Below are 20,545 nucleotides of genomic sequence, written 5' to 3' on the forward strand. Positions count from 1 at the left end.
CCGACCGCACGATGAGCCTGCCCCCAGCCCTGGCCGAGATCGTCGACGACTTCGGTGCGCTCGGCGACTCCGACAAGATCACGCTCCTGCTCGAGTTCGCCGGCGAATTGCCCGATCTGCCTGCGCATCTCGAGCAGGATGCGATGGAACCGGTACCCGAGTGCCAGTCGCCGGTGTTCCTGTTGGTGGACGCCGCCGACCCGGCGTCGGTGCGGTTGCATTTCAGTGCGCCGCGCGAGGCGCCGACGACCCGCGGGTTCGCCGCGATCCTGCACCAGGGACTCGACACCGCGTCGGCGCGCGAAATCCTCGACGTGCCATCGGATTTCTACTACGACCTCGGACTCGGGAGCGCGGTGAGCCCGCTCCGTCTGCGGGGGATGGCGGGAATGTTGGGCCGGATCAAGGCCCAGGTGCGTCACCAGGTGCCCGACCTCTCCGGGCCATGAAATTCATCCAGATCCGCGACGAACCCATCGAGCCCGGCGGCCTCGTCGAATGGACCCCGTATGTGCCGGGCGGGCTGGGCACCTGGGATTACGACCCCCGGTTGACCTCGCACAACCACGAGCAGCATCTCCGCGACGCGTTCGAGTTCCGGATCCGCAACCGTCGTGAGGGTGGACGCGAGGCGTGGCTCGGGCTGAGCATCGAGTTCGACGAGCCGCTGTCGATCCCGGCCATCCGCTCGGTGCTGACCCAGTGGATCGACCGGCACGAGGTCCTGCGGAGTCACGTCGTGATCAAGGACTCCGGACTGCAGCGACTCACCACCGCACCGGGCAGTGTGAAACTGAAGATGGGCCGGATCGGCTGGTATGCCGAGTCCGGCCCGCTCGTCGAGCAGCTGGCCGGTTCGTTCGATCGCGCCACCGCGCCGCTGCATTGGCCGGCGTACCGGTTCGCGACGGTCGGTCGCGAGCGGTCGTTCACCCTGCTCTTCGCCGCCGACCATTCGCTGGTGGACGGATACTCCCTGATCATGGCGCAGCAGGAACTGGTCTCGCTGTACCGCGCGGCGCGAGAGCATCGTGGCGCGAATCTGCCGGAGGTGGGCAGCTATGTCGACTTCAGCGCCGAGGAACGCCGGATCGCCGACCAGACCGGCCGCGACCACCCGGCCGTCTGCCTGTGGTCGGAGTTCCTGGCCGCCGGGGCCGGCGACATGCCCGGCCTGCTCACGACCGAGCCCGCCCGACCAGCAGAGCCCGCCCCGGACGAGCGCTCCGCGGACACCGCACAGCCCCAGGAGTCACTGTGGGGTGTCATCGCCGATGACGAGACGGCCAACCGGTTCACCGCGATCTGCTCGGAGGCGGGTGGCACCCTCACCGCGGGGGTGCTCGCGGCCTTCGCAATGGTTCATCACGAACTGACCGGCGACCGGGAGTTCCGCTGCGTGCTGCCTCGCCACACCCGCAACGATGCCGGCTGGCTGACGTCGCTCGGCTGGTTCGTCGGTGTCGCTCCCTTCTGCGTGGACATGTCCGACTCCCCCACGTTCGACCAGACCGTCGCCCGGTCGACCGCCGCGCTCAAACGCGGTCGTCAGGGGGCGTCGTTGCCGTTCCTGCGCGTGGCCGACCTGATCGGTCACGAGGGCGGACCCAGGTTCGTGATCTCGTTCATCGATACCCGCTACGCCCCGGGCGCCGGTGTGGCCGACGCCGGGCGCGCGAAAGTCATCCGGAGTCACAGTTACTCCCCCGACGAGGTGTACATCTGGATCAATCGCACGCCGTCGGGCCTGCGGTACTCCGCCCGCTTCCCGCGGGAGTCCCCGCTGCGCGATCTGGGCGTCGCCTCCTCGGCGACCGACGTCCCGACACCGAGCGTCCCGTCAGGCGGCGGGACTGCCGCCCGCCCGTCGTCGGGGACGCTCCTGGAGGCACAACGTGAGGGAATCGTCACATTTTCCGAGCGCGGAGGTCCGGGTGCTTCCGCTCGCGACATCGATGCCTCCGCCGGTCCCGTCCACGCCTACCTGCACGGTTTCGCCGAACTGATCCGCGACCTCGGTGAGGCGAGCACATTCTCTCCGGCGTTGTGACCCAGGGCTCCACCGAACGATTGCTCGGTGGGCTAGGGTATTGCCCGGAAGGTCGCGACACCTGCACCTCGAAGGTGTCGCATCGCCCTCGCCGTCCCCATCCCGGCCGGTGACGGCGTACCACCAGACTTGACCGACGTCCGACAACCGTGTCGCGTGCGCTACCGCGTCGTGAGCACCCGAGTACGAGTAAGGCCCAGGAGAACAAGTGCCCAGTACCTCTGCGAACACCCCGTCCGCAATCAGCAAGGTCCTCATCGCCAATCGCGGCGAGATCGCTGTCCGCGTGATCCGCGCCGCCCGGGATGCAGGCATCGCGAGCGTTGCCGTCTACGCCGAGCCCGACGCGAACGCGCAGTTCGTCAAGCTCGCCGACGAGGCCTTCGCACTGGGCGGGCAGACCTCGGCGGAGTCATACCTGGTCTTCGACAAGATCCTCGACGCGGCGAAGAAGTCCGGCGCGGACGCGATCCACCCCGGGTACGGCTTCCTGTCGGAGAACGGCGACTTCGCCCAGGCCGTCATCGACGCCGGACTCATCTGGATCGGTCCGTCACCGCAGTCGATCCGCGACCTCGGCGACAAGGTCACCGCGCGCCACATCGCGCTGAAGGCCGACGCCCCGATGGCCCCCGGCACCAAGGACCCGGTCAAGGACGCCGACGAGGTCGTGGCCTTCGCCCAGGAGCACGGCGTGCCGGTCGCCATCAAGGCGGCGTTCGGCGGCGGTGGACGCGGGATGAAGGTGGCGTACACCATCGAGGAGATCCCGCACCTGTTCGAGTCGGCCACCCGCGAGGCCGTCGCCGCGTTCGGTCGCGGCGAGTGCTTCGTCGAGCGCTACCTCGACAAGGCCCGCCACGTCGAGGCCCAGGTCATCGCCGACCAGCACGGCAACGTCATCGTCGCAGGCACCCGCGACTGCTCGCTGCAGCGTCGTTTCCAGAAGCTGGTCGAGGAGGCCCCCGCGCCGTTCCTCACCACCGAGCAGCGGTCCAAGATCCACGAGTCCGCGAAGGCCATCTGCCGCGAGGCCGGTTACTACGGTGCCGGCACCGTCGAGTTCCTGGTCGGCAGCGACGGCCTGGTCTCGTTCCTCGAGGTCAACACGCGCCTGCAGGTCGAGCACCCGGTCACCGAGGAGACCGCGGGCATCGACCTCGTGCGTCAGCAGTTCCGGATCGCCAACGGCGAGAAGCTGGAGTTCACCGAGGACCCGACCCCGCGCGGCCACTCGTTCGAGTTCCGGATCAACGGCGAGGACGCGGGTCGCAACTTCCTGCCCGCCCCCGGGCCGATCTCGGTCTACAAGGAGCCGACCGGCCCCGGCGTGCGCGTCGACTCCGGTGTCGTCGAGGGTGACGTCATCGGCGGACAGTTCGACTCTATGCTGGCGAAGCTGATCGTCACCGGCGAGACCCGCGAGCAGGCTCTCGAGCGGTCGCGTCGCGCGCTCGCCGAGTTCCAGGTCGAAGGCCTGGCGACGGTCATCCCGTTCCACCGGCACATCGTCTCCAACCCTGCCTTCATCGGCGACGGCGAGAAGTTCGACATCTACACCAAGTGGATCGAGACCGACTGGGACAACCCGATCGAGCCGTACACCGGCGGCGAGCCGATCGACGAGGACGAGGCCGCACCGCGGCAGAACGTCGTCGTCGAGGTCGGCGGCCGTCGCGTCGAGGTGTCGCTGCCCGGCGATCTCGCGCTCGGTGGCGGCGGCGGATCGGCCAACGGCGTCGTCCGCAAGAAGCCGAAGGCACGCTCGCGCAAGAAGGGCGGCGGCGCAGCCGTTTCCGGTGACGCCGTGGCCGCTCCGATGCAGGGCACCGTCGTCAAGGTCGCCGTCGAAGAGGGCCAGGAAGTCGCCGCCGGCGATCTGGTCGTCGTGCTCGAGGCCATGAAGATGGAGAACCCGGTCACCGCCCACAAGGACGGCGTCGTCACCGGCCTCACCATCGAGGCCGGCGCCGCCGTCACGCAGGGCACGGTGCTGCTCGAGCTGAAGTAAGACTCACTGGAGCTTCGCGACTGTGCAGCCAGTCGAGATCAACGCCGGGACGTGGTATCTGCGTGCGCTTCGTGCGGACGAGCGGATCACCGACGTCCCGGCGTTGTCTCGTCTCCAGGTCGACGACCCCACCGCGTATGTCACTGCGGCACATCACGGCTGGGAGTCGGAGACGAGGTTCGTCTGGGCGGTCTGCATCCCGACCACCGGTGAGCTCATCGCCGTGATCGGGGTGACGCGAGACGGTTCGTCGGGCCGGCTCTGGGGCGAGGCGCGCGACGGCTACGACGAGGCGCTGGATGCCGCGATCGGACCGGTCTCCCGGTTCGCCGAGGGTGCGCTACAACTGGCTGTCGAGACCCCGATCGAGCGCGAGATCGGATGAGCCTCGAAGCCACCGACCGCCACCCGTCGACGCCGTTTGGTGAATTCTTGGTGAACACCTGACGCTGCACCGGCAAAGCCCCAGGACGAAACCGGCAATTCCGGCATTCGCTTTCTAGGTGAAACCGGCGGTCCGGCAGCATGATTGGGCAATGACCGGTGAGATGCTCCTCCTCGTGCTGTTGGTGATCACGGCACTCGGCTTCGACTTCACCAACGGATTCCACGACACCGGCAACGCGATGGCCACCTCGATCGCCACCGGAGCTCTCAAACCCAAGGTTGCCGTGGGGATATCCGCCGTCCTCAACCTCGTCGGCGCGTTCTTGTCCGTGGAGGTGGCCGCCACCATCACCAAGGACGTCCTCAACATCCAGCAGACGTCGGGCGACGTCGTCACCGGACTCACTCCGACCACCGCCCTGCTGATCATCTTCGCCGGACTCATCGGCGGCATTCTCTGGAATCTGTTCACCTGGCTGTTCGGCCTACCGTCCTCGTCGTCCCATGCACTGTTCGGCGGGCTCATCGGTTCCGGTATCGCGGCGATCGGCCTCTCCGGCATCAACTGGCACGGTGTGCTCTCGAAGATCATCGTCCCCGCGCTGTTCGCGCCCGTCATCGCGTGCATCGTGGCGGCCTGCGGCACGTGGCTCGTCTTCGCGATCACCCGTCGTATCGACGCGAACCGCAAAGAGGCCGGGTTCCGGTACGGCCAGATCGCGAGCGCGTCCCTGGTGTCGCTTGCTCACGGAACCGGTGACGCACAGAAGACGATGGGGGTCATCGCGATGGCACTCATCGTCACCGGCCACCTCGACGCCTCGACGGTGAGCCACGGCCTGCCCTTCTGGGTCGTCTTCTCCTGTGCCGCAGCCATTGCGATCGGGACCTACCTCGGCGGGTGGCGCATCATCCGGACGTTGGGCAAGGGTCTCGTCGAGATCAGCTCACCCCAGGGCATGGCGGCCGAGGCTTCGTCGGCCGCGATCATCCTCACCTCGAGTGCGGCCGGGATGGCCCTGTCGACCACGCAGGTGGCAACCGGTTCGATCCTGGGTTCGGGCGTAGGCAAGAAGGGTGCGCAGGTCCGATGGTCGGTCGCGGGACGTATGGCCGTCGCGTGGATGACAACGCTGCCGGCCGCGGGACTCGTCGGTGCCTTCTGCTACTTCATCGCCAATCTGTTGGGCGACGTCGCGGGCGGCATCGCCATCTTCGTCCTCCTGCTCGCCGCGTCCGGGTACCTGTACTGGCGCGCGCAGCAGAACAAGATCGACTCGCACAACGTCAACGCCGAATGGGACGACACCACCGACTCGATCATTCCGGCTGATCAGGCCAAGCCCACCACGATCGCCTGACGGTCACCGACGCATCCCGAAAGGACTCGAACACCGATGGACATCGTCGAATCGATCATCAAGGTCTTGCTGGTGGGCCTGGTTTTCGGCGCCGGACTCCCCGCGCTGTTCGCCGTGGGCCTGCGTTGTCATGCCCAAGGTGCGCCCGGCGTCGGCGCGGACGGCACCATCTCGAACGGCAGTGCCTCCCTGCGACTGCTCGGTTACGTGATCTTCGCGGTTGTCGCACTCGTCATCGTCACCGCGCTGCTGTGGATCACCCGCCAGACCATCTACTACTACTTCGACGTGAAGATCTTCCCGTTCGGTTACAAGTAGAGGCACCGTGGCGGACCGAGGCCAGTTTTTGAAGCGGATCGTGGATTGGCTGCGGGTCGGCTACCCCGACGGGGTGCCCCGCGAGGACTACGTCCCGTTGTTCGCGCTCCTGCGTCGTCAGCTGAGCGAGGAAGAGGCGGAGAGCGTATCCGCCGACCTCATCCGCGATCGAGGGGACGCACCGCCGCCGCCCGAACCGATCTCGAAGATCGACGCCGGGGTCAAGATCACCGCGATCACCCAAGACCTCCCCCACGAGGACGACATCGCCCGCGTCCGAAGGCATCTCGAGGCATCGGGCTGGCCGTTCGACGACGAACCGTTGCACTAGGAGTCGGATAGCACTCGCGACAAGGACCTGTCGGTGCGTCATGGTTACATACGTGCACAGACCGAGCCGAGATCCGCAGACCCCTTGACTCGAACATATATTCGAGTACAGTGGAGTCATGTCATCGGGGGCGGGGGCCGGATCCACAGCGGTGGACCCATCACAGCATTCCGTCGAACCGCGCCTTCGTCCCGACAATGAACTCTCCGCCGCCGAACTCGTCGAGGTCCTGAATCATTGCGCCGGCCTGGCGGCCGCGTCTGCGCATCGAATGATGACCGTTGCCAGTCTCATTCACGACGAACGCGAAATGGACTACACCCAGCGCCGCGCCGAGGTGCACACCGGCGAACTCGACTCCATCGAAGCCTTCGACGCCCTGTCGGCACGCGTCGCCGCCGGGGAGAACCCGTATGAGCAGTTCGGCCCGACCGGCCTCGAACAGGCCATCGCCGAAGTCGGCGCCACCCTCACGGTCACCCCGGCCGAAGCGAAAGAACTCATCTTCGCCGGTGACGCGCTGCGCTACCGGCTCGCGTTCACCGGACACGCACTCGCGTGCGGTCGAATCGACAGGCGCCGCTTCCTGATCGCCCTCAAGCGCACCGAACTGATCACCGACGACGAAGAAATGCAGACCGTCGACGCCCACCTTGCCGAGGCGATCTTCGCCCGAGCACCGATGTCCACGGCTCGGTTCACCGCCATGGTCGACGCGATCGTCGCGGCATGGGCACCCGAGGCGATCCGCCGCCGCCAGGAACGGGTGACCAAAGACCGCAAGGTGACCGTCACCCCCGATCGGTTCACGCCCGGACAGTCCCGGATCAACGGCACGTTGCCCGACGTCGATGCCGCCGAATTCGACGCCCGCCTCTCCTCGATGGCCGCAGCGGTACATCCCGGGGACCCGCGCAGCCTGCCCGAGCGACGTGCCGACGCGCTCAAAGCACTCGCCCGCAGCGAATCCGCAATCGCCTGTCTGTGCCACGACTGCGCCACTGCCGCAAACGAAGCCGGCACCACCACGGTGGTGCAGGACTTTGATGAGACCAGCGACGACCTCGACACCCCCGCCGACGTCCCGGCCATCGACGCGGTTGTCGCCGACCCGCAGGAGCCGACCGTTTCGCCGTCGCCGTCGCAGGCTCCGCGCGCAACGTTTCACATCGTGGTGAACCTGTCGACGCTGATCGGCCTCGACGACGACCCCGCCTTCCTCGACCGGCTCGGCATCGTCGACGCCGACACCGCCCGAACGCTGCTCGCCGAAGCCCGCCGCACCTACATCCAACCCACACCTGCCGAACCGGAAACCGCACCAGCACCGGTCGCACCCGAGGCCGACAGATCTTCGACGCGATACACCCCATCGAAGAAGCTGCAGGCGTTGGTGCGTGCGGGTGAACTGTGCTGCACCTTCCCGGGCTGCAACGCCCCGGTGTGGCAGATCGATCTCGATCACACCGATCCGTTCGACCACACCGACCCACGACGCGGCGGGCCGACCGATGCGCGGAATCTGAAACCGCTGTGCCGGTTTCATCACCGAATCAAGACCTTCACCAGCTGGCAGGACCACCAGGACGACTTCCTCACCGCGTGGTTCACCACACCCACCGGCCACATGTTCGTCGGCAACGCCTTCAGCGGACGCGACCTGTTCAACAAACTCACCCCGAGACGGCCACCCGACCACCCCGCCCGAGCACGGCTGAACGACCTGCGCAACAGCGACTTCCGGCGCCAGCAACGCGCCGAACAGCGCTGGAACGACGCCAACCCACCACCCTTCTAGACACCAGGCTCCCGAGCACCGCCGGTCAGAACAACTCCGCCACGGTGCTCGAAGTCATGCGCCCATCTCGATTCTCGCCACCCTCCCACCGATGGTCGCGACCGCGATGACAGCCAAGCCACGACCACCGGGTGCAACAGCACTATCCGGGACGGAGCTGATCAAACCGCCACGCGGCGAGACGCCGCACGGATATCGTCTCATGTGTCCATGTGGCGAGCTGAGGGATGGAGAGTTCGCGATGAGCATCCGAACCGAGCACTTCGACGCCGTCATCGTCGGTGCCCGGTGCGCCGGCGCGGCAACGGCAATCGCACTGGCCACCAGGGGATCACGTGTCCTGCTCATCGATTCGGCCCGCTTTCCGTCCGACACCCTCTCGACGCACCTGCTCTGGCCGTCGACCATGGCCGAGATCCACGCGCTCGGCGCCCTGCCCGCCGTCGAGGACGCGGGCGCACCGCGTCTCCCGATCGCCGAGGCCGTCCTCGACGAGATCGGCTGGCGCACCACTTATTCACCGGTCTCGGGCATCGACTACGCGATGTGCCTGCGTCGCGCGCACCTCGACGCCGCCCTCCAACGAACCGCGATCGCCGCCGGCGCCGACTTCCGACAACCATGTCGCGCAACGTCGTTGATCTGGAAGGACGGCCGCGCCGTGGGCGTCGTCTACACCGATGACGACGATCGCGAACACCGTGCCGTCGCCCCGATCGTGGTCGGCGCGGACGGTCGCAAGAGCATGGTTGCCCGCGAAGCGAGGGCCGAGATTCCGCTGATCTCTTCACCGAGCGGTCGGTCCTGCTACTTCGCGTACTGGACGGACCCCCGAACCGAGCTGCGCCACATCGCCTCCCAGTGGCGCGTCGGCGCCCTCCTCGGCACCGCCTTCCCCTGCGACGGCGGCCAGACGCTCTGCCTCCTTCAGCCGCCGATCGGAATGGACAGCGAGTTCCGCGGCCGGAAGGCGACCGACGCCTACCTGGCAGGTGTCGCCGCGCTACCCGGACTAGCTGTACTGACCCGCCAGGTTGGGTACGCGGCTGACGGGTGAGTTGCCTCGCAGTGCGGTGTGGCCGCGTTCGTGATTGTAGGTGCGAAGGAACTCGGGGAAGGCTGCGACGCGTTCGGTTTCGCTGAGGTAGGGGCGGGCGTAGGCCCATTCCTCCTGCAGGGTGCGGTTGAAGCGTTCGACCTTGCCGTTGGTTTGCGGCCGGTACGGGCGGGTCCACTTGTGCTTGATCCCGTTGTCGGCCAACAACTGTCGGAACATTCGGGACCGATAACATGACCCGTTGTCGGTCATCACCCGCGCGGTGGTGACACCGATAGAGGCGAAGTGCGCCACTGCCCGGGTCATGAACGCGGTCGCGGTTTCCTTCTTCTCATCACCGAGGATCTCTGAGTAGGCGTAGCGGGAATGGTCGTCGACGGCGTGGTGGAGGAACGCGTACCCCAGGTTGGGGCGGCCGTGGACTTTGCGGGGTCGTGCGGGCTCGCGGTGGGCGCTGGAGTTGCGGGCGCCCAGGGCGCGTCCGTGGATGCGGTGTCCGCCACCGTCGGGGATTCTGCCGAGTTTCTTGATGTCAACGTGGATCAAGTCTCCGGGCGCTTGGCGTTCGTACTGATGAATCTCGCGTCTGCGGGCACGTACGGGCGCCCCTGTTGCGGGGTCGGTCCATGACAACCGTAGGCATCGGTACCGGGTCAGGATGCGGTGCACCGTGGAGACGTTCACCCCCAGGTGAAACGCGATCCTGGCAGGCCCCCAGCGGCGGGAGACGCGTAACCCGACGACCCGGCGTTCCCGGCGCCGGCTGGTGCGATGCGGACACGACCGGGGTCGGCTGGAGCGGTCGACCATTCCGGCTGACCCTGCCTCGCGGTAGCGGTCGGCCCACCGTTTGGCCGTGGTAACCGACACGTTGAATCGATCAGCCGCGCGACGCAGTGGCCACCGGTCGTCCACGACGCACCGAGCCAGACGCAACCGACCAGTCGGGGACAACGGTGAATTACGGTGAGACACGAAGACCTCCGGGTTGAGGAGCGGTTCCTAGACAGCTCCACACCTCACTCGGAGGTCTTCCCTATGTCACGCCGACTCGCCGAACGCCGTACCTAACGTCCCGGGTCAGTACAACTAGCACGCCGCCTCGAAGGGGCGGAGATGACCTCGCGCGTCCGTTCGTGCACCGGCATCGAGTCCTACTTCCGCCGATCGAGCGGGCCGGGCTGGGCGCTGCCCGGCGACGCCGGACACTTCAAGGATCCCGTCACCGCACAGGGCATCCGAGATGCCTACCGGTACGGCCGCCTGCTCGGCGAAGACCTCGCGCCCATCCTGCGAAACCGCGACCCCGACCCCGACGCCGTCGACATGGCCACCGCGGCCTGGGCGAGACGTCGCGAGCAAGAGTGTGTCGAGATCTATCAGTGGACGAACTTCTTGGCGGCCGGCACCCCACCGTCGCCGCTCGAGTACGAGGTCAATCGCCGGGCCCGTGATCGACCCGGGTACGCCGCGACACTCGGGGACATCTACAACCGGACGACGCCGCCTGCGGCGATGCTGCCCCTGTCTGCGCTGCCGGGACTGGTCTACAACGCAGCCCGGCGGGCGTCCTCACGCGCGGTCGCGACCGATCTGCGCACCCAGTCGCAGCGCATGCGACGCGACCGACACGAACGCCGCACCCTCGAACGACTCAGCCCATCAACACCGACGACGACGGGTAGCTCTCGGCGAATCCGGTGGGCAGCGGTGCGATGAAGACGTTCTCGGTGCGGGTTCGGGTGATCCGCCAGCGACCGTCGTCCTTGCGGAAGGCGTTGTTCAACCGACTCGACCGAAGGAGCGCGGTTCCGTCGGCGAACAGCCACGGCTGCATGTGAATCCACTGCCCCTCCGCGTCATCACCGTCGACCCGGATCTGCTCCGACGTGAGGTAGTGCGCATTGAGCAACAGCGCGGGGTCCCGTTTCTCACCCCAGAAGCGACGGAAATGCTCACGGATCGCCTGCTTGCCCTCGGCACGGCCGAACTGTCCGTCGTAGTACTCCCCGACCCCCTCCCACACCGCGTCGTCGGTGTAGAGGTCGACGATGCGTTCGATGCGCTCCGCGTCGTCCGCGAGACCGGGTTCGGGACACGGAGTGTCACACAGGAACATGTATCGCGCCTGAATCCGGCGGATGTCGGCTTCGGCCTCGAGCGTGTCGACCCGCGCCACAAGTGCCGCGATCCGGGCGTCGGTGTCCACATCGGTCATCGCCCGAGCACCTCTGCCACGGCGCGGGCCTGCTCGATCCACGTCTCGAGCTGTGCTCCGTTCACACCGGGCGGCAGCTGCGACAGCCGGAGCGTCATCGAATAGCCGCCGCGGGCATCCCGGATCGGCAGCACGAGGGAGCCGACGTCGTACGTCTGATCGGACCGCATGTCCCGAATGCGGTAGTCGACAGGCGATTTCCCGATGGACGCGCAGATCTCACGTTCCTGCGACGGCGTCAACCGGCCCCGTTCATAGGACTTCGTCGCCGCCCGCATCTCCTCGTAGGCGGTCGAGCCCTCCTCGGGCAGGAAGGACACCAGATAACCATGCTGCCGGACGAAGTCGAGCCGGTCGCGATGCAGTTGTCGCACATCGTCGTCGGCGTCGCGGAGTTTCGCCAGCCACCGCTCGCGGGTCTCGTCGTCCTGATCGAAGACATAGGTGTCACCGATCGGCGGCACCATCGGAATGCGGTATGCCAGACCCTCTCCCCGGTCGACGCCCGGCGCGGTGGCCGAGAGGACCACGGCCATCTCATCGCGGCTCACGGCCGTGAGGACCGACACCTCGCATCGAACGGACGTGGCCAGGGCCTCGACCTGCGGGCGGGCCGCGTGCGCGGCGTGGATCGTCGGCAGGATCTCGTGGTCCATCCGGGCCATCAGCGACGTGGACACGAAGCTGCCGTAGCCACCCTGGAAGAAGATGAGCGGTGACACGGGGTTCGTCACGGCCAGGTCCAGGACCTCGCAGAGCGCGATCCAGTGATCGCCCGCCTCGACCACGTTGCGGATGCGGGTGTCGATCCAGGCCACGGAGTCGGCCAGCACCGGGTCCCCGGACGGCGACGGGAACCACTCGATGCCCTCGAGCTTGTTCTCCCACCGCTGCGCGACCGTGAGCACTACGTCCTCCTGCTCACCACCGAGGATGTTGATGCACAACGACTCGCAGCGCCGCATCTTCTCGAAGGTGCGCGAGGTCTTCATCGGCATGAAGGAGACCAGCGGCGGGTCCATCGAGACCGAGCTGAAGGTCCCGACGACCATGGCCAGCACCGACCCGTCGTCGCCGCGTCCGGTCACCACCACCACGCCGGTGGGATAATGCCCCATCACATTTCGGAAGATGCTCGGGTCGATGGCGCTGATCACATTGTCGGACATCGCTTCTCCTCGGATCGGTTCGTCGCGGCAGTCAGGCGGCCGGGGAGTCGGCCGATTCCTTGACGTAACGCTTCTGCAAAGTGGCACCGAGTCGCTCCGGCCGCAGGAAGGCGATGCAGAGTGCGCCACCGACGAGCAGGACGATCCCGGTGATGGTGAAGGCCTGATGCACGCCGTCGGCCATGTTCCCGGCCATCTCCGCGCTGGGCTTCTCACCCTTCGGCGGTGAGACGTACCCGGCGTCGGTCATCAGCCATCCGACGAGGATCGGTGAGATCACCGCGCCGAACGACGCCACACCGCCGAGGGTCGCCATCAGGATGGGCCGCTGCCGGGCGCCGACCGCGTAACCGATCGCGGTGGCGGTCATCGGGAACGCCAGACTGCATCCGCCGGCGAGGCACAGGAGTGCCACCGCGGTGATCCCCGACGTCGCCTGGATCGCGATGAAGGACAGGCCCGCCAACACCGCGGCGCAGCCGAACGGTACGGCGATCGCCAGATGGGCCGAACTCCCGCGCCGCATCATCCGATGCCCGAGCGCACCCAGGCCGAGCAACACGAGCGCTCCGACCACCCACGGCACGGTCGTCATCGCGCCCACCTCACCGAGCGAGAGCCCGACGACGGTACCGAGGTACTGGGGCAGCCAGGTCGTCAGGAAACCCTGGACCCAGAAGTTCGACGCCCCGCCGATCACGGCGGACAGGAAGGCCACGCTGAGCAACGCCCGCCAGATCACGACCGGCTTCTGCTCGTCGACCGCGGAGGTCGCGACCTCCTTCGTGCCGGTCTCGCCGGCGTCGAGTGCCGGCTCATCGGGCGATGTGGTCTTCTTGGGCCGGTAGGGACCGTCCGCGCCGATCGCCCACCACGCGATCACCCACACCAGACCGATGATCCCGAGAACACCGAACGCCCACCGCCAACCCCACACGGCGATGACCCAGGCGAGCAACGGTGCGGCGAAGACCGGTCCCAGGGTTGACCCGGCGGCGATGAGGTTCGACGGCAGCGCACGTCGTGTCGGCGAGAACCAGGTGTGCGCGGAGGTGAGCGACATGGCGGTGGCCGGGCCCTCCGCACCACCGAGCACGATGCGGGTCACGAGGAGGACGGCGGCACCGCCGCCGAGCAGCATCGGGAACTGGAGGACCGCCCACGTGACGCCCATCGCGAACAGGATCCATTTCACCGAGATCTTCGATGCCAGGAACCCGGTGATGACCGAGACGATCGCGTACAGGAAGAAGAACGCACTACCGATGAATCCGAATTCGGTTGGTGTCAGGCCGAGTTCGGGCATCGCGTCGGCCGAGACCAGACCGAGGACCGCTTTGTCGGCGAAGGCGATGATCTGGAACAGCACCAGCATGCCGGTGATGATCCACGCCCGTCTCGACATGCGGCTGAAGTCGATTCGTCGATCGGGGGTGGGTGATGACGACGACGTCGTCACCTCGGATTCTCTGATGGTCATTGCGTTTCCTTGGGCTGTCGGGCTGAGATGACGCCTGGATTTCGAGGGCTGACATCGACGTTATGGGCACGCGCGCCTACGGCGATACGAGGGAAATCTTTACTGTCGCCGTGCTGCGGGACAGGGCAGACTGGTGCCAGAAAGAAGGAGGAACGGTGAGCTCGGCCTACTGGAAACAGCCCATCAGTGAGCAGGCGACCGCGGTCCACGAGAAGGTGGTGTCGGCGGAGGTCCTCGCGCAACAGGTTCGTGAGGAGATCGTTCGCACAGACGCCGACCTGCGCGCGTGGGTCGGGCTGTCCCCGGCCGTCGTCGACGACGCCCGCCGCCAGGATTCGATGCCGGGTCGTCGACCCCTGCGGGGTGTCTCCCTCGGAGTCAAGGACCTCATCGACGTCTCCGGTCTGCCGACCCGCGCCGGTTCGACCATCACCTCGTCGTCTCCCGTATCGTCGGATGCGCCCTGTGTCAGCAGGTTTCGCGATCTGGGGGCAGTGGTCCAGGGCAAGACGGTCACGACCGAGTTCGGCTACTTCTCGCCCGGGCCGACACGGAACCCGCACCAGCACGAGCACACCCCGGGCGGGTCGTCGAGCGGATCGGCGGCCGCCGTCGGAGCAGGCGTCATCCCGATGGCGCTCGGCACACAGACCGCTGGTTCACTCACGCGTCCGGCCGCATACTGCGGCGCGGCGGGCCTGGTCCTCGCCCACGGCTCGACAGACCTGTCCGGGGTCACCGGCCTCAGCGAGTCGCTGGATTCGCTGGGCATCCTGACACGGGACATCGCCGACCTGCAGTACGTGTACTCCGCCTTCTCGGGTCGCTCGCCGATGGTCCCGGGGCGCTCCACCGTCCGGACCGTGGTGGTGTGGGGCGGCAGCGATCTGCACCCGATCCACCCCGCGATGTCGGAGTTGATCAATCGGTTGCCGGGGCTGCTCGGCGGTGCCGGCGTCGAGACCCGGGCGCTCGAGTACGACGATCATGTACGCACCCTGGCCGACGACCACGTCACGGTCATGTCCCATGAGGCGGCCGGCACGCTGGACGGCGTCGTCCGGGAACACGGGACCGCACTCAGCCCGCAACTGCGCGAACTCGTCGACGCCGGGCGCGCGGTCGGCGTCGACGAGCACGCGGCCGCCCTCATCCGCCGTGACCGTTCCCGTGATCTCCTCGCCGAGGCGCTCGGCGATCACACCGTGATCGTCGGCCCCGCCGCGCCCGGCCCGGCGCCGCACGGTCTCGCAGCCACCGGTTCGCCCGTGCTGAGCCGTCCGTGGCAGCTCCTCGGGTGCCCGGTCGTCGTCGTGCCCGGTGCCACCACCGACGCCGGGATGCCCCTGGGCCTCCAGGTGATCGGGCTGCCCGGCCGAGAGTCGGCGCTGTTCGAGGTCGCCGCGGTGCTCGAGACCGAGCTCCGGTCGCATCCGGTCGTTCCGGCCTGAGTCCGGTTGGAAGAGAGAAGATCTGCCATGACGATCAAACCCCGTCCCGAGACACATCACCGGATGTTCCTCACCTGCTACGAGGACACCTTCAACTACGGCTGGCATCACGTCGACCTGTTCGTGCACGACGAGCACGGCCGGGAGGTCAACTGGGTGCACTGGACCGTCGAAGCCGACGGTCCGGAGGCCGCCGATGAGTCGGTCCGGCGCGAGGAGCCCTGGCTGAACCGGACCTCGGAGTGGCGGCACCAGGTCAGTGCCGTCGGCATGAACTACTGGACGGCAGACGCGGCGTGGGTATGACGGCAGCAGATGTGACCGCAACGGTGTACGTCGTCGACGACGACCCCGAACTGTGTGAATCGGTCGACTGGCTTCTCGGCAGCATCGGGATCTCGCCGCGCATCTGCCACAGTGCCGACGATTTTCTCGCCCAATACTCCGGGGACAGCCCCGCATGCATCGTCCTCGATGTCCGCATGCCGACCATGAGCGGTCCACGCCTACAGGAGAAGCTCAACGAGTTCGCGCCCCATGTCGCCATCATCTTCGTCTCCGCCCACGGCGACATCCGGATGTCGGTGTCCACGCTGCAGGCCGGCGCGATGGACTTCCTGGAGAAGCCCTACGACCCCCAACGATTGCTCGACGCGGTCCAGGCGGGCATGGAGAAGGCCGTCGAGCGTTTCCGCACCCACGAGCAGAAGCGATGGGTCGAATCGAAGGTCGCACTGCTCACCCCACGTGAGCGGGAGATCCTCGCACTCGTGGTCGAGGGGCTGCCCAGCCAGAACATCGCCCGCCGGCTCGACATGAGTGTCAAGACGGTGGACGTCCATCGGGCTCGCATCAAGAGCAAAACCGATGCCGACAGCATCAGCACGCTCGTCCGGGACATCCTGCGATTCGACGTCGCGGTGCCGACCGGCCCATAGACCTGCGGCTCAGTAGTAGTCGAGCACGAGCTTGTCGCCGGAGGTCCGCGAGACGCACACCGCGATGACCTCTCCGGACTCCCGCTCGGCCTTGGTCAGGACGTTGTCGCGGTGCTCGGGCTCACCGGACAGGACCTGCATGATGCAGGTGCCGCAGATGCCCTCCTGACACGAGGTGTCGACATCGCAACCGTTGTCCTCGAGGACCTCGACGATGCTCCGGTCGGCCGGGACGTGATAGGTCTCGCCGTCGAGCTCGACGTCGAACGCGGAGTTCGCCGACGCATCCGGCTGATCGGTGGCGTGGAAGTTCTCGAAGTGGACCGCATCCGCCGGGACGAAACGCTCGGCCAGTTCCCGGACCTTGGTCATGAAACCGTCCGGTCCGCAGACGTAGACGTGCGAGTGCTGCGGCGCCGATTCCAGCGCGGTGGCCAGGATCGGTCCGTGGGCCTCACGACCCACGCCGACGTGCGCGTGCAGCTTCTCCGGGCAGCGTTCGCGCAGCAGCGGCAGGAATGCCGCCTCCTCCGCCGTACGGGCGAAGTAGTGCAGCTCGAAGCTGATGCCGTGTACGTCCATGTACCGCGCCATGCTCAACATCGGGGTGATCCCGATGCCGGCGGCCACCAAGACGTGATGCGTTGCCGTGGTGTCGATCCCGAGCAGATTGCGTGGTTCGCTGATCTGCAACCGGTCACCGACACGCAATTCGTGCAGAGCCGCCGACCCACCGCGGGACTGGTCCTCGCGCTTGACCGCCACGGCGAACGACTCCCGGCCGTCGGGACGACTACACAGCGAGTACTGCCGGGTGATGGCGGTCGGCCCGACGACGTCGATGTGCGCACCCGGCGTGTACTCCCCCATCGTCGAACCATCCGGCTTCGACAGGTAGAAGGTCTTGATGCTCGGGGTCTCCTGGACGATCGCGGAGACGACGACGTCGGTGAGGGCCATGGGAGTGCTCCTGGTGGTGACAGTGGGTTCGGCGGTGCGGTCAGCGGACGAAGAGCCCGCCGTTGACGTCCCAGCACGCGCCGGTGACGAAGAAGGCGTTCTCGGCGGTCAGCAGGCCGACCATGTCCCCGATGAAGTCGGGGCTGCCCAGCTTGCCGACGGGTATCCCGGCGATCACGGCGTCGAGTTTCTCCGGCGGCACGGTCGCCTTCACGACGGGCAGGTCGTGGGGTCCCGGCGCGATGGCGTTGACCGTGACACCGCGCGCCGCAAGTTCTTTCGCGAAGATCTTGGTGACCGTGAGGATCGCACCCTTCGACGTCGCGTAGTGGGCGCCGGTGGCGGTGCCGCCGTTCTGACCGGCCAGCGAGGCCATGTTGACGATGCGGCCGTAGCCCTCCTCGGCCATCGCGGCACCGAAGACCTGGCAGCCGAAGAAGATGCTGTTGACGTTCGTGTTCAGCACCCGGTTGAAATCCGGCTCGTCCAACGTCATCAGATCGGCGGCCTGGGTGAGTGCGGCGTTGTTGACCACGATCGTCGGTGTGCCCCACACCGACTGCACGTGCGCGAGGGCGTCGACGAAGTTCTGGCGGTGCGCGACGTCGAGGACTGCCGCCTGCGCGGTCGACCCGTCGGGCGAGAGTTCCTCGGCGATCCGCTGCGCCGCGTCGAGTGCGATGTCGGTGAGCAGGACGCGATGACCGTCCCGGTGCAACCGCCGGGCGATGAACGAACCCATTCCGCCGGCGGCTCCGGTGACGACCGCTATCCCCTTGGTGGTCGAGCTCATGTCCACTACCGCCCTCACACCAGGTATCCCGAGGCGCTGACCGCGTCCTCGCTGTCGATGAGGCGGGCCACCTTCAGGCTGATCCGGTCGGTCCCGTCGGGTCCGAGCTCGATGGTGTGGGTGAGCTCGGCGCCGATCGTCGAGAAGGTGTCGCGCTTGAACGCGTTGAGGATCTGCGCCGAGCGCAGGATGACGGTGTCGTCGCTGACATCGGACACCGTGAATCGGGAGACGATCCGGACCGTCCGGGCCGCCGCGACAGCCGACGGCGCATATCCCTGCATCATCCGCTCGACGCGCAACCGGCGCATCCGCTTGTCGTCGTACACCATGTTCAGCGACGAGTCGAAGTCCTCGGTGTCGGGGTCGATCGGGATGACGTAGTGCGCGTCGTCGGTGTAGAGGGCCTCCCACGCCGGATAGTCCTTGGCGTCGAGGAGTTCGGCCTCCTTCCACACGAGCGCGATCGCACGCAGGACGCGCGGGTCGTTGAAGGTGTGCAGTTCAGTCATCGCTCATCATCCTCTTCCACATGCCGTAGGACTCCCGCATCCCGGTCTCGTCGGTGACATGCGAAGTGGGCCAGCCTTCCTCGGTCGTGTATTCGCGGTTCTCCCCGCGATTGACCAGGATCGGCATGTTCGGATTGCCGCCGGCCCCGATCTGCACCCGGTCCCACCCCTCCGCGTCATCCGGGCTACCGAAACCGAAGGGGCCCTGGAAGTGTTCGTGGATACGCAGGCGTTCCCGGTTGATGCTCTCCGGTCCGCCGTCCATGCCGATGGCCATGTGCCAGACCTCGGTGACGTCGACGCTGATCGGGATCAGGACACGGAAGAACGACGACGACATCGCGATGTTCGGGAACATGTTGAGGTTGAACCCGCACCCGTGCATGGAGCGCATGTACCGGCGGATGCGTTCGGGACTCTCGCCGGCCTCGGTGAGTTCGTCGACGAGATGCTGGAATCGCGGCTGGATCTCCTCGTTGCCGTCGTCGACGTCGAGATCGGCATGCGCCGCCGCCATGATGGCGACGCTGTGCCCGTTCCCGAGTGCGTGCGTCTCGGCGGCCGGGTCGTCCATGAACGACATCATGTTGGCGGTCTCGGCGTCGACCGAGGCCATCCACGATTTGTGCACCATCGGGAAGTGGTAGCCGTCGGTCGTGTTCTCCAACTGGATCTTCCAGTTGCCCTTGAACCGGAACTTGTGGCTGCCGAGGACCTTGGTCGGAAATCCGTTGGACTGCTTGAGGAATCGGTCCATCCAGATCTTGGCGTCGCCCAGGTGGTCCTCGAGCGGCTCGATCTCGGTGTTGAATGTCGCGAAGATCATGCCGAGGTAGCTCTCGGTGCGCAGCTTCTGCAGCGGGAAATCGTTCTTCTCGACGACGCCCTCGTACCCGTCCGGGTACGGGATGCCGCGGAGTCGACCATCCAGGGTGTACGACCAGTTGTGGTACGGGCAGGTGAACCCGTTGGCCTTGCCGCTGCGCTGATCGCACACGGTCGCGCCGCGGTGCCGGCATCGGTTCAGCAGAGTGTTGAAGTTGCCCTTGCGATCCCGGGTCACGATGACGGGCTGGTCACCGACCTGGGTGGTCTTGAACGATCCGGCCTCGGGGACCTCGCTCTCGTGGGCGACCCACACCCAGGTGCGGTAGAAGATCTTGCGCATCTCCTCGGCGAAGATCTCGGGATCGGTGTAGAGCTGACCGGCGACGCGGTCCTTCTCGGCGAGGTCCGCGAAGCCGCGGGTCGGCCGCTCGATGGTGGTCATCGATGTTCCTTCGTGTGTCGATCGCGCCCTGGGGGCACGAGGAGGGGCTGTCGGTGCGCGGCCGTCAGGAGGCGACGTCGTCGCGGATGGTGAGGGCCCGGCCCATCCGCGCCTCCACCTTGAAGTACTTCCAGAGCGCGTACTCGCCGACCATGGTGGTGCGCAACAGGTTGCAGGCCGCCTTGACCGTGGGCTGGTCGCGCACATCGGCGAGGACATAGAACGTCCACGGCCACCCGTCCGACGGCCCGACCATGTGGGCGTCGTCGTCGAAGGTGCCGATGATGTCGACGCCGTCGAGGTTCTTCAGCCCGGTGAGGAACTCCATCGTCGCCTCCCACACCGGACCGATGTCGGCTTTGGGCAGGTCGAAGAAGTTCTGGTTGTTCCCCACGCAGAACAGCGTGCGCAACGGTTCGTCGGTCATGGGCGATGCACTCC

22 protein-coding genes are annotated in these 20,545 nt (G+C 67.0%); 13 read left to right on the forward strand and 9 right to left on the reverse strand.

The genetic code is table 11. From position 1 onward, the window contains the following. Positions 1-11 precede the first annotated feature (11 nt). From AB4Z55_RS18615 to AB4Z55_RS18655, 9 genes are all read left to right on the forward strand, one after another. On the forward strand, positions 12-449 hold the full coding sequence (locus AB4Z55_RS18615) for a SufE family protein (RefSeq protein ID WP_369520264.1): 438 nt from the start codon (positions 12-14) through the stop codon (positions 447-449). Next, positions 446-2,050, forward strand: a complete 1,605-nt coding sequence (locus tag AB4Z55_RS18620; protein ID WP_369520265.1) for a condensation domain-containing protein — start codon at positions 446-448, stop codon at positions 2,048-2,050. Before AB4Z55_RS18615 ends, AB4Z55_RS18620 begins: the two co-directional genes overlap by 4 nt. Positions 2,051-2,258: 208 nt before the next feature. After that, positions 2,259-4,061, forward strand: a complete 1,803-nt coding sequence (locus AB4Z55_RS18625) for an acetyl/propionyl/methylcrotonyl-CoA carboxylase subunit alpha (RefSeq protein ID WP_239400379.1) — start codon at positions 2,259-2,261, stop codon at positions 4,059-4,061. A gap of 22 nt (positions 4,062-4,083) precedes the next feature. Further along, entirely contained in the window at positions 4,084-4,446 is a 363-nt protein-coding gene (locus tag AB4Z55_RS18630; protein ID WP_101819037.1) for a hypothetical protein, read from the forward strand. A 151-nt stretch (positions 4,447-4,597) separates the two neighbouring features. Beyond that, positions 4,598-5,809 carry an inorganic phosphate transporter gene (locus tag AB4Z55_RS18635; RefSeq protein WP_180819291.1) on the forward strand — a complete coding sequence of 404 codons (1,212 nt, stop codon included), beginning with the start codon at positions 4,598-4,600 and terminating at the stop codon, positions 5,807-5,809. A gap of 36 nt (positions 5,810-5,845) precedes the next feature. Next, the gene (locus tag AB4Z55_RS18640) at positions 5,846-6,127 is read left to right on the forward strand and encodes a hypothetical protein (RefSeq protein WP_101819038.1); all 282 of its coding nucleotides are present in this window, start codon (positions 5,846-5,848) and stop codon (positions 6,125-6,127) included. 7 nt (positions 6,128-6,134) lie between these two features. After that, positions 6,135-6,458, forward strand: coding sequence for a DUF3349 domain-containing protein (locus tag AB4Z55_RS18645; RefSeq protein ID WP_248645157.1), 324 nt, complete (start codon positions 6,135-6,137; stop codon positions 6,456-6,458). Between the two features lie 118 nt (positions 6,459-6,576). Further along, on the forward strand, positions 6,577-8,256 hold the full coding sequence (locus AB4Z55_RS18650; RefSeq protein ID WP_369520266.1) for a DUF222 domain-containing protein: 1,680 nt from the start codon (positions 6,577-6,579) through the stop codon (positions 8,254-8,256). 241 nt (positions 8,257-8,497) lie between these two features. Next, positions 8,498-9,313 (forward strand): NAD(P)/FAD-dependent oxidoreductase, encoded by an 816-nt coding sequence (locus AB4Z55_RS18655; RefSeq protein WP_369520267.1) that lies wholly within the window; start codon positions 8,498-8,500, stop codon positions 9,311-9,313. On the opposite strand, the gene AB4Z55_RS18660 is transcribed toward AB4Z55_RS18655, so the two are convergent. Continuing rightward, positions 9,269-10,288, reverse strand: a complete 1,020-nt coding sequence (locus tag AB4Z55_RS18660; protein WP_369520268.1) for an IS481 family transposase — start codon at positions 10,286-10,288, stop codon at positions 9,269-9,271. The two genes, AB4Z55_RS18655 and AB4Z55_RS18660, sit on opposite strands and share 45 nt — an antisense overlap. A gap of 141 nt (positions 10,289-10,429) precedes the next feature. Between AB4Z55_RS18660 and AB4Z55_RS18665 the strand changes: the two genes are divergently transcribed. Beyond that, entirely contained in the window at positions 10,430-11,032 is a 603-nt protein-coding gene (locus tag AB4Z55_RS18665; protein ID WP_369520269.1) for an NAD(P)/FAD-dependent oxidoreductase, read from the forward strand. Here the strand turns inward: AB4Z55_RS18665 and AB4Z55_RS18670 are convergent. The 3 genes from AB4Z55_RS18670 to AB4Z55_RS18680 are packed head-to-tail and all read right to left on the reverse strand — an operon-like array spanning position 10,968 to position 14,180. Continuing rightward, complete coding sequence (locus AB4Z55_RS18670) at positions 10,968-11,531, reverse strand: nuclear transport factor 2 family protein (RefSeq protein WP_248645154.1); 564 nt, start codon at positions 11,529-11,531, stop codon at positions 10,968-10,970. The two genes, AB4Z55_RS18665 and AB4Z55_RS18670, sit on opposite strands and share 65 nt — an antisense overlap. Continuing rightward, positions 11,528-12,700 (reverse strand): flavin reductase family protein, encoded by a 1,173-nt coding sequence (locus AB4Z55_RS18675; protein ID WP_369520270.1) that lies wholly within the window; start codon positions 12,698-12,700, stop codon positions 11,528-11,530. The genes AB4Z55_RS18670 and AB4Z55_RS18675 overlap by 4 nt, the downstream gene beginning before the upstream one ends. A gap of 31 nt (positions 12,701-12,731) precedes the next feature. After that, a complete protein-coding gene (locus AB4Z55_RS18680) occupies positions 12,732-14,180 on the reverse strand; it encodes an MFS transporter (RefSeq protein WP_369520271.1) in 1,449 nt (482 codons plus the stop codon). 155 nt (positions 14,181-14,335) lie between these two features. Here AB4Z55_RS18680 and AB4Z55_RS18685 point away from each other — a divergent pair, with 155 nt between their 5' ends. Genes AB4Z55_RS18685 through AB4Z55_RS18695 form a run of 3 tightly spaced genes read left to right on the forward strand, consistent with a single transcriptional unit; the run spans position 14,336 to position 16,569 of the window. Then, positions 14,336-15,631 (forward strand): amidase, encoded by a 1,296-nt coding sequence (locus AB4Z55_RS18685; RefSeq protein WP_369520272.1) that lies wholly within the window; start codon positions 14,336-14,338, stop codon positions 15,629-15,631. A gap of 27 nt (positions 15,632-15,658) precedes the next feature. Further along, positions 15,659-15,937, forward strand: coding sequence for a hypothetical protein (locus tag AB4Z55_RS18690; protein WP_004572205.1), 279 nt, complete (start codon positions 15,659-15,661; stop codon positions 15,935-15,937). Further along, complete coding sequence (locus AB4Z55_RS18695) at positions 15,934-16,569, forward strand: response regulator transcription factor (RefSeq protein WP_101819047.1); 636 nt, start codon at positions 15,934-15,936, stop codon at positions 16,567-16,569. The genes AB4Z55_RS18690 and AB4Z55_RS18695 overlap by 4 nt, the downstream gene beginning before the upstream one ends. A gap of 9 nt (positions 16,570-16,578) precedes the next feature. On the opposite strand, the gene AB4Z55_RS18700 is transcribed toward AB4Z55_RS18695, so the two are convergent. The 5 genes from AB4Z55_RS18700 to AB4Z55_RS18720 all read right to left on the reverse strand — a co-directional run bounded on the left by AB4Z55_RS18700 (position 16,579) and on the right by AB4Z55_RS18720 (position 20,531). After that, a complete protein-coding gene (locus AB4Z55_RS18700) occupies positions 16,579-17,529 on the reverse strand; it encodes a 2Fe-2S iron-sulfur cluster-binding protein (RefSeq protein ID WP_369520273.1) in 951 nt (316 codons plus the stop codon). Positions 17,530-17,569: 40 nt separating this feature from the next. Continuing rightward, the gene (locus AB4Z55_RS18705) at positions 17,570-18,322 is read right to left on the reverse strand and encodes an SDR family NAD(P)-dependent oxidoreductase (protein WP_239400397.1); all 753 of its coding nucleotides are present in this window, start codon (positions 18,320-18,322) and stop codon (positions 17,570-17,572) included. Between the two features lie 14 nt (positions 18,323-18,336). Next, entirely contained in the window at positions 18,337-18,834 is a 498-nt protein-coding gene (locus tag AB4Z55_RS18710; RefSeq protein ID WP_004572201.1) for an aromatic-ring-hydroxylating dioxygenase subunit beta, read from the reverse strand. Beyond that, positions 18,827-20,104: a Rieske 2Fe-2S domain-containing protein gene (locus AB4Z55_RS18715; RefSeq protein ID WP_004572200.1), complete on the reverse strand. Its 1,278-nt coding sequence runs from the start codon at positions 20,102-20,104 to the stop codon at positions 18,827-18,829. Before AB4Z55_RS18715 ends, AB4Z55_RS18710 begins: the two co-directional genes overlap by 8 nt. Positions 20,105-20,168: 64 nt before the next feature. Then, positions 20,169-20,531 (reverse strand): hypothetical protein, encoded by a 363-nt coding sequence (locus AB4Z55_RS18720; protein WP_004572199.1) that lies wholly within the window; start codon positions 20,529-20,531, stop codon positions 20,169-20,171. Positions 20,532-20,545 lie beyond the last annotated feature (14 nt).

Origin of the sequence: Gordonia sp. ABKF26, assembly GCF_041103195.1 — a bacterium.
Taxonomy (GTDB): Bacteria; Actinomycetota; Actinomycetes; order Mycobacteriales; family Mycobacteriaceae; genus Gordonia; species Gordonia terrae.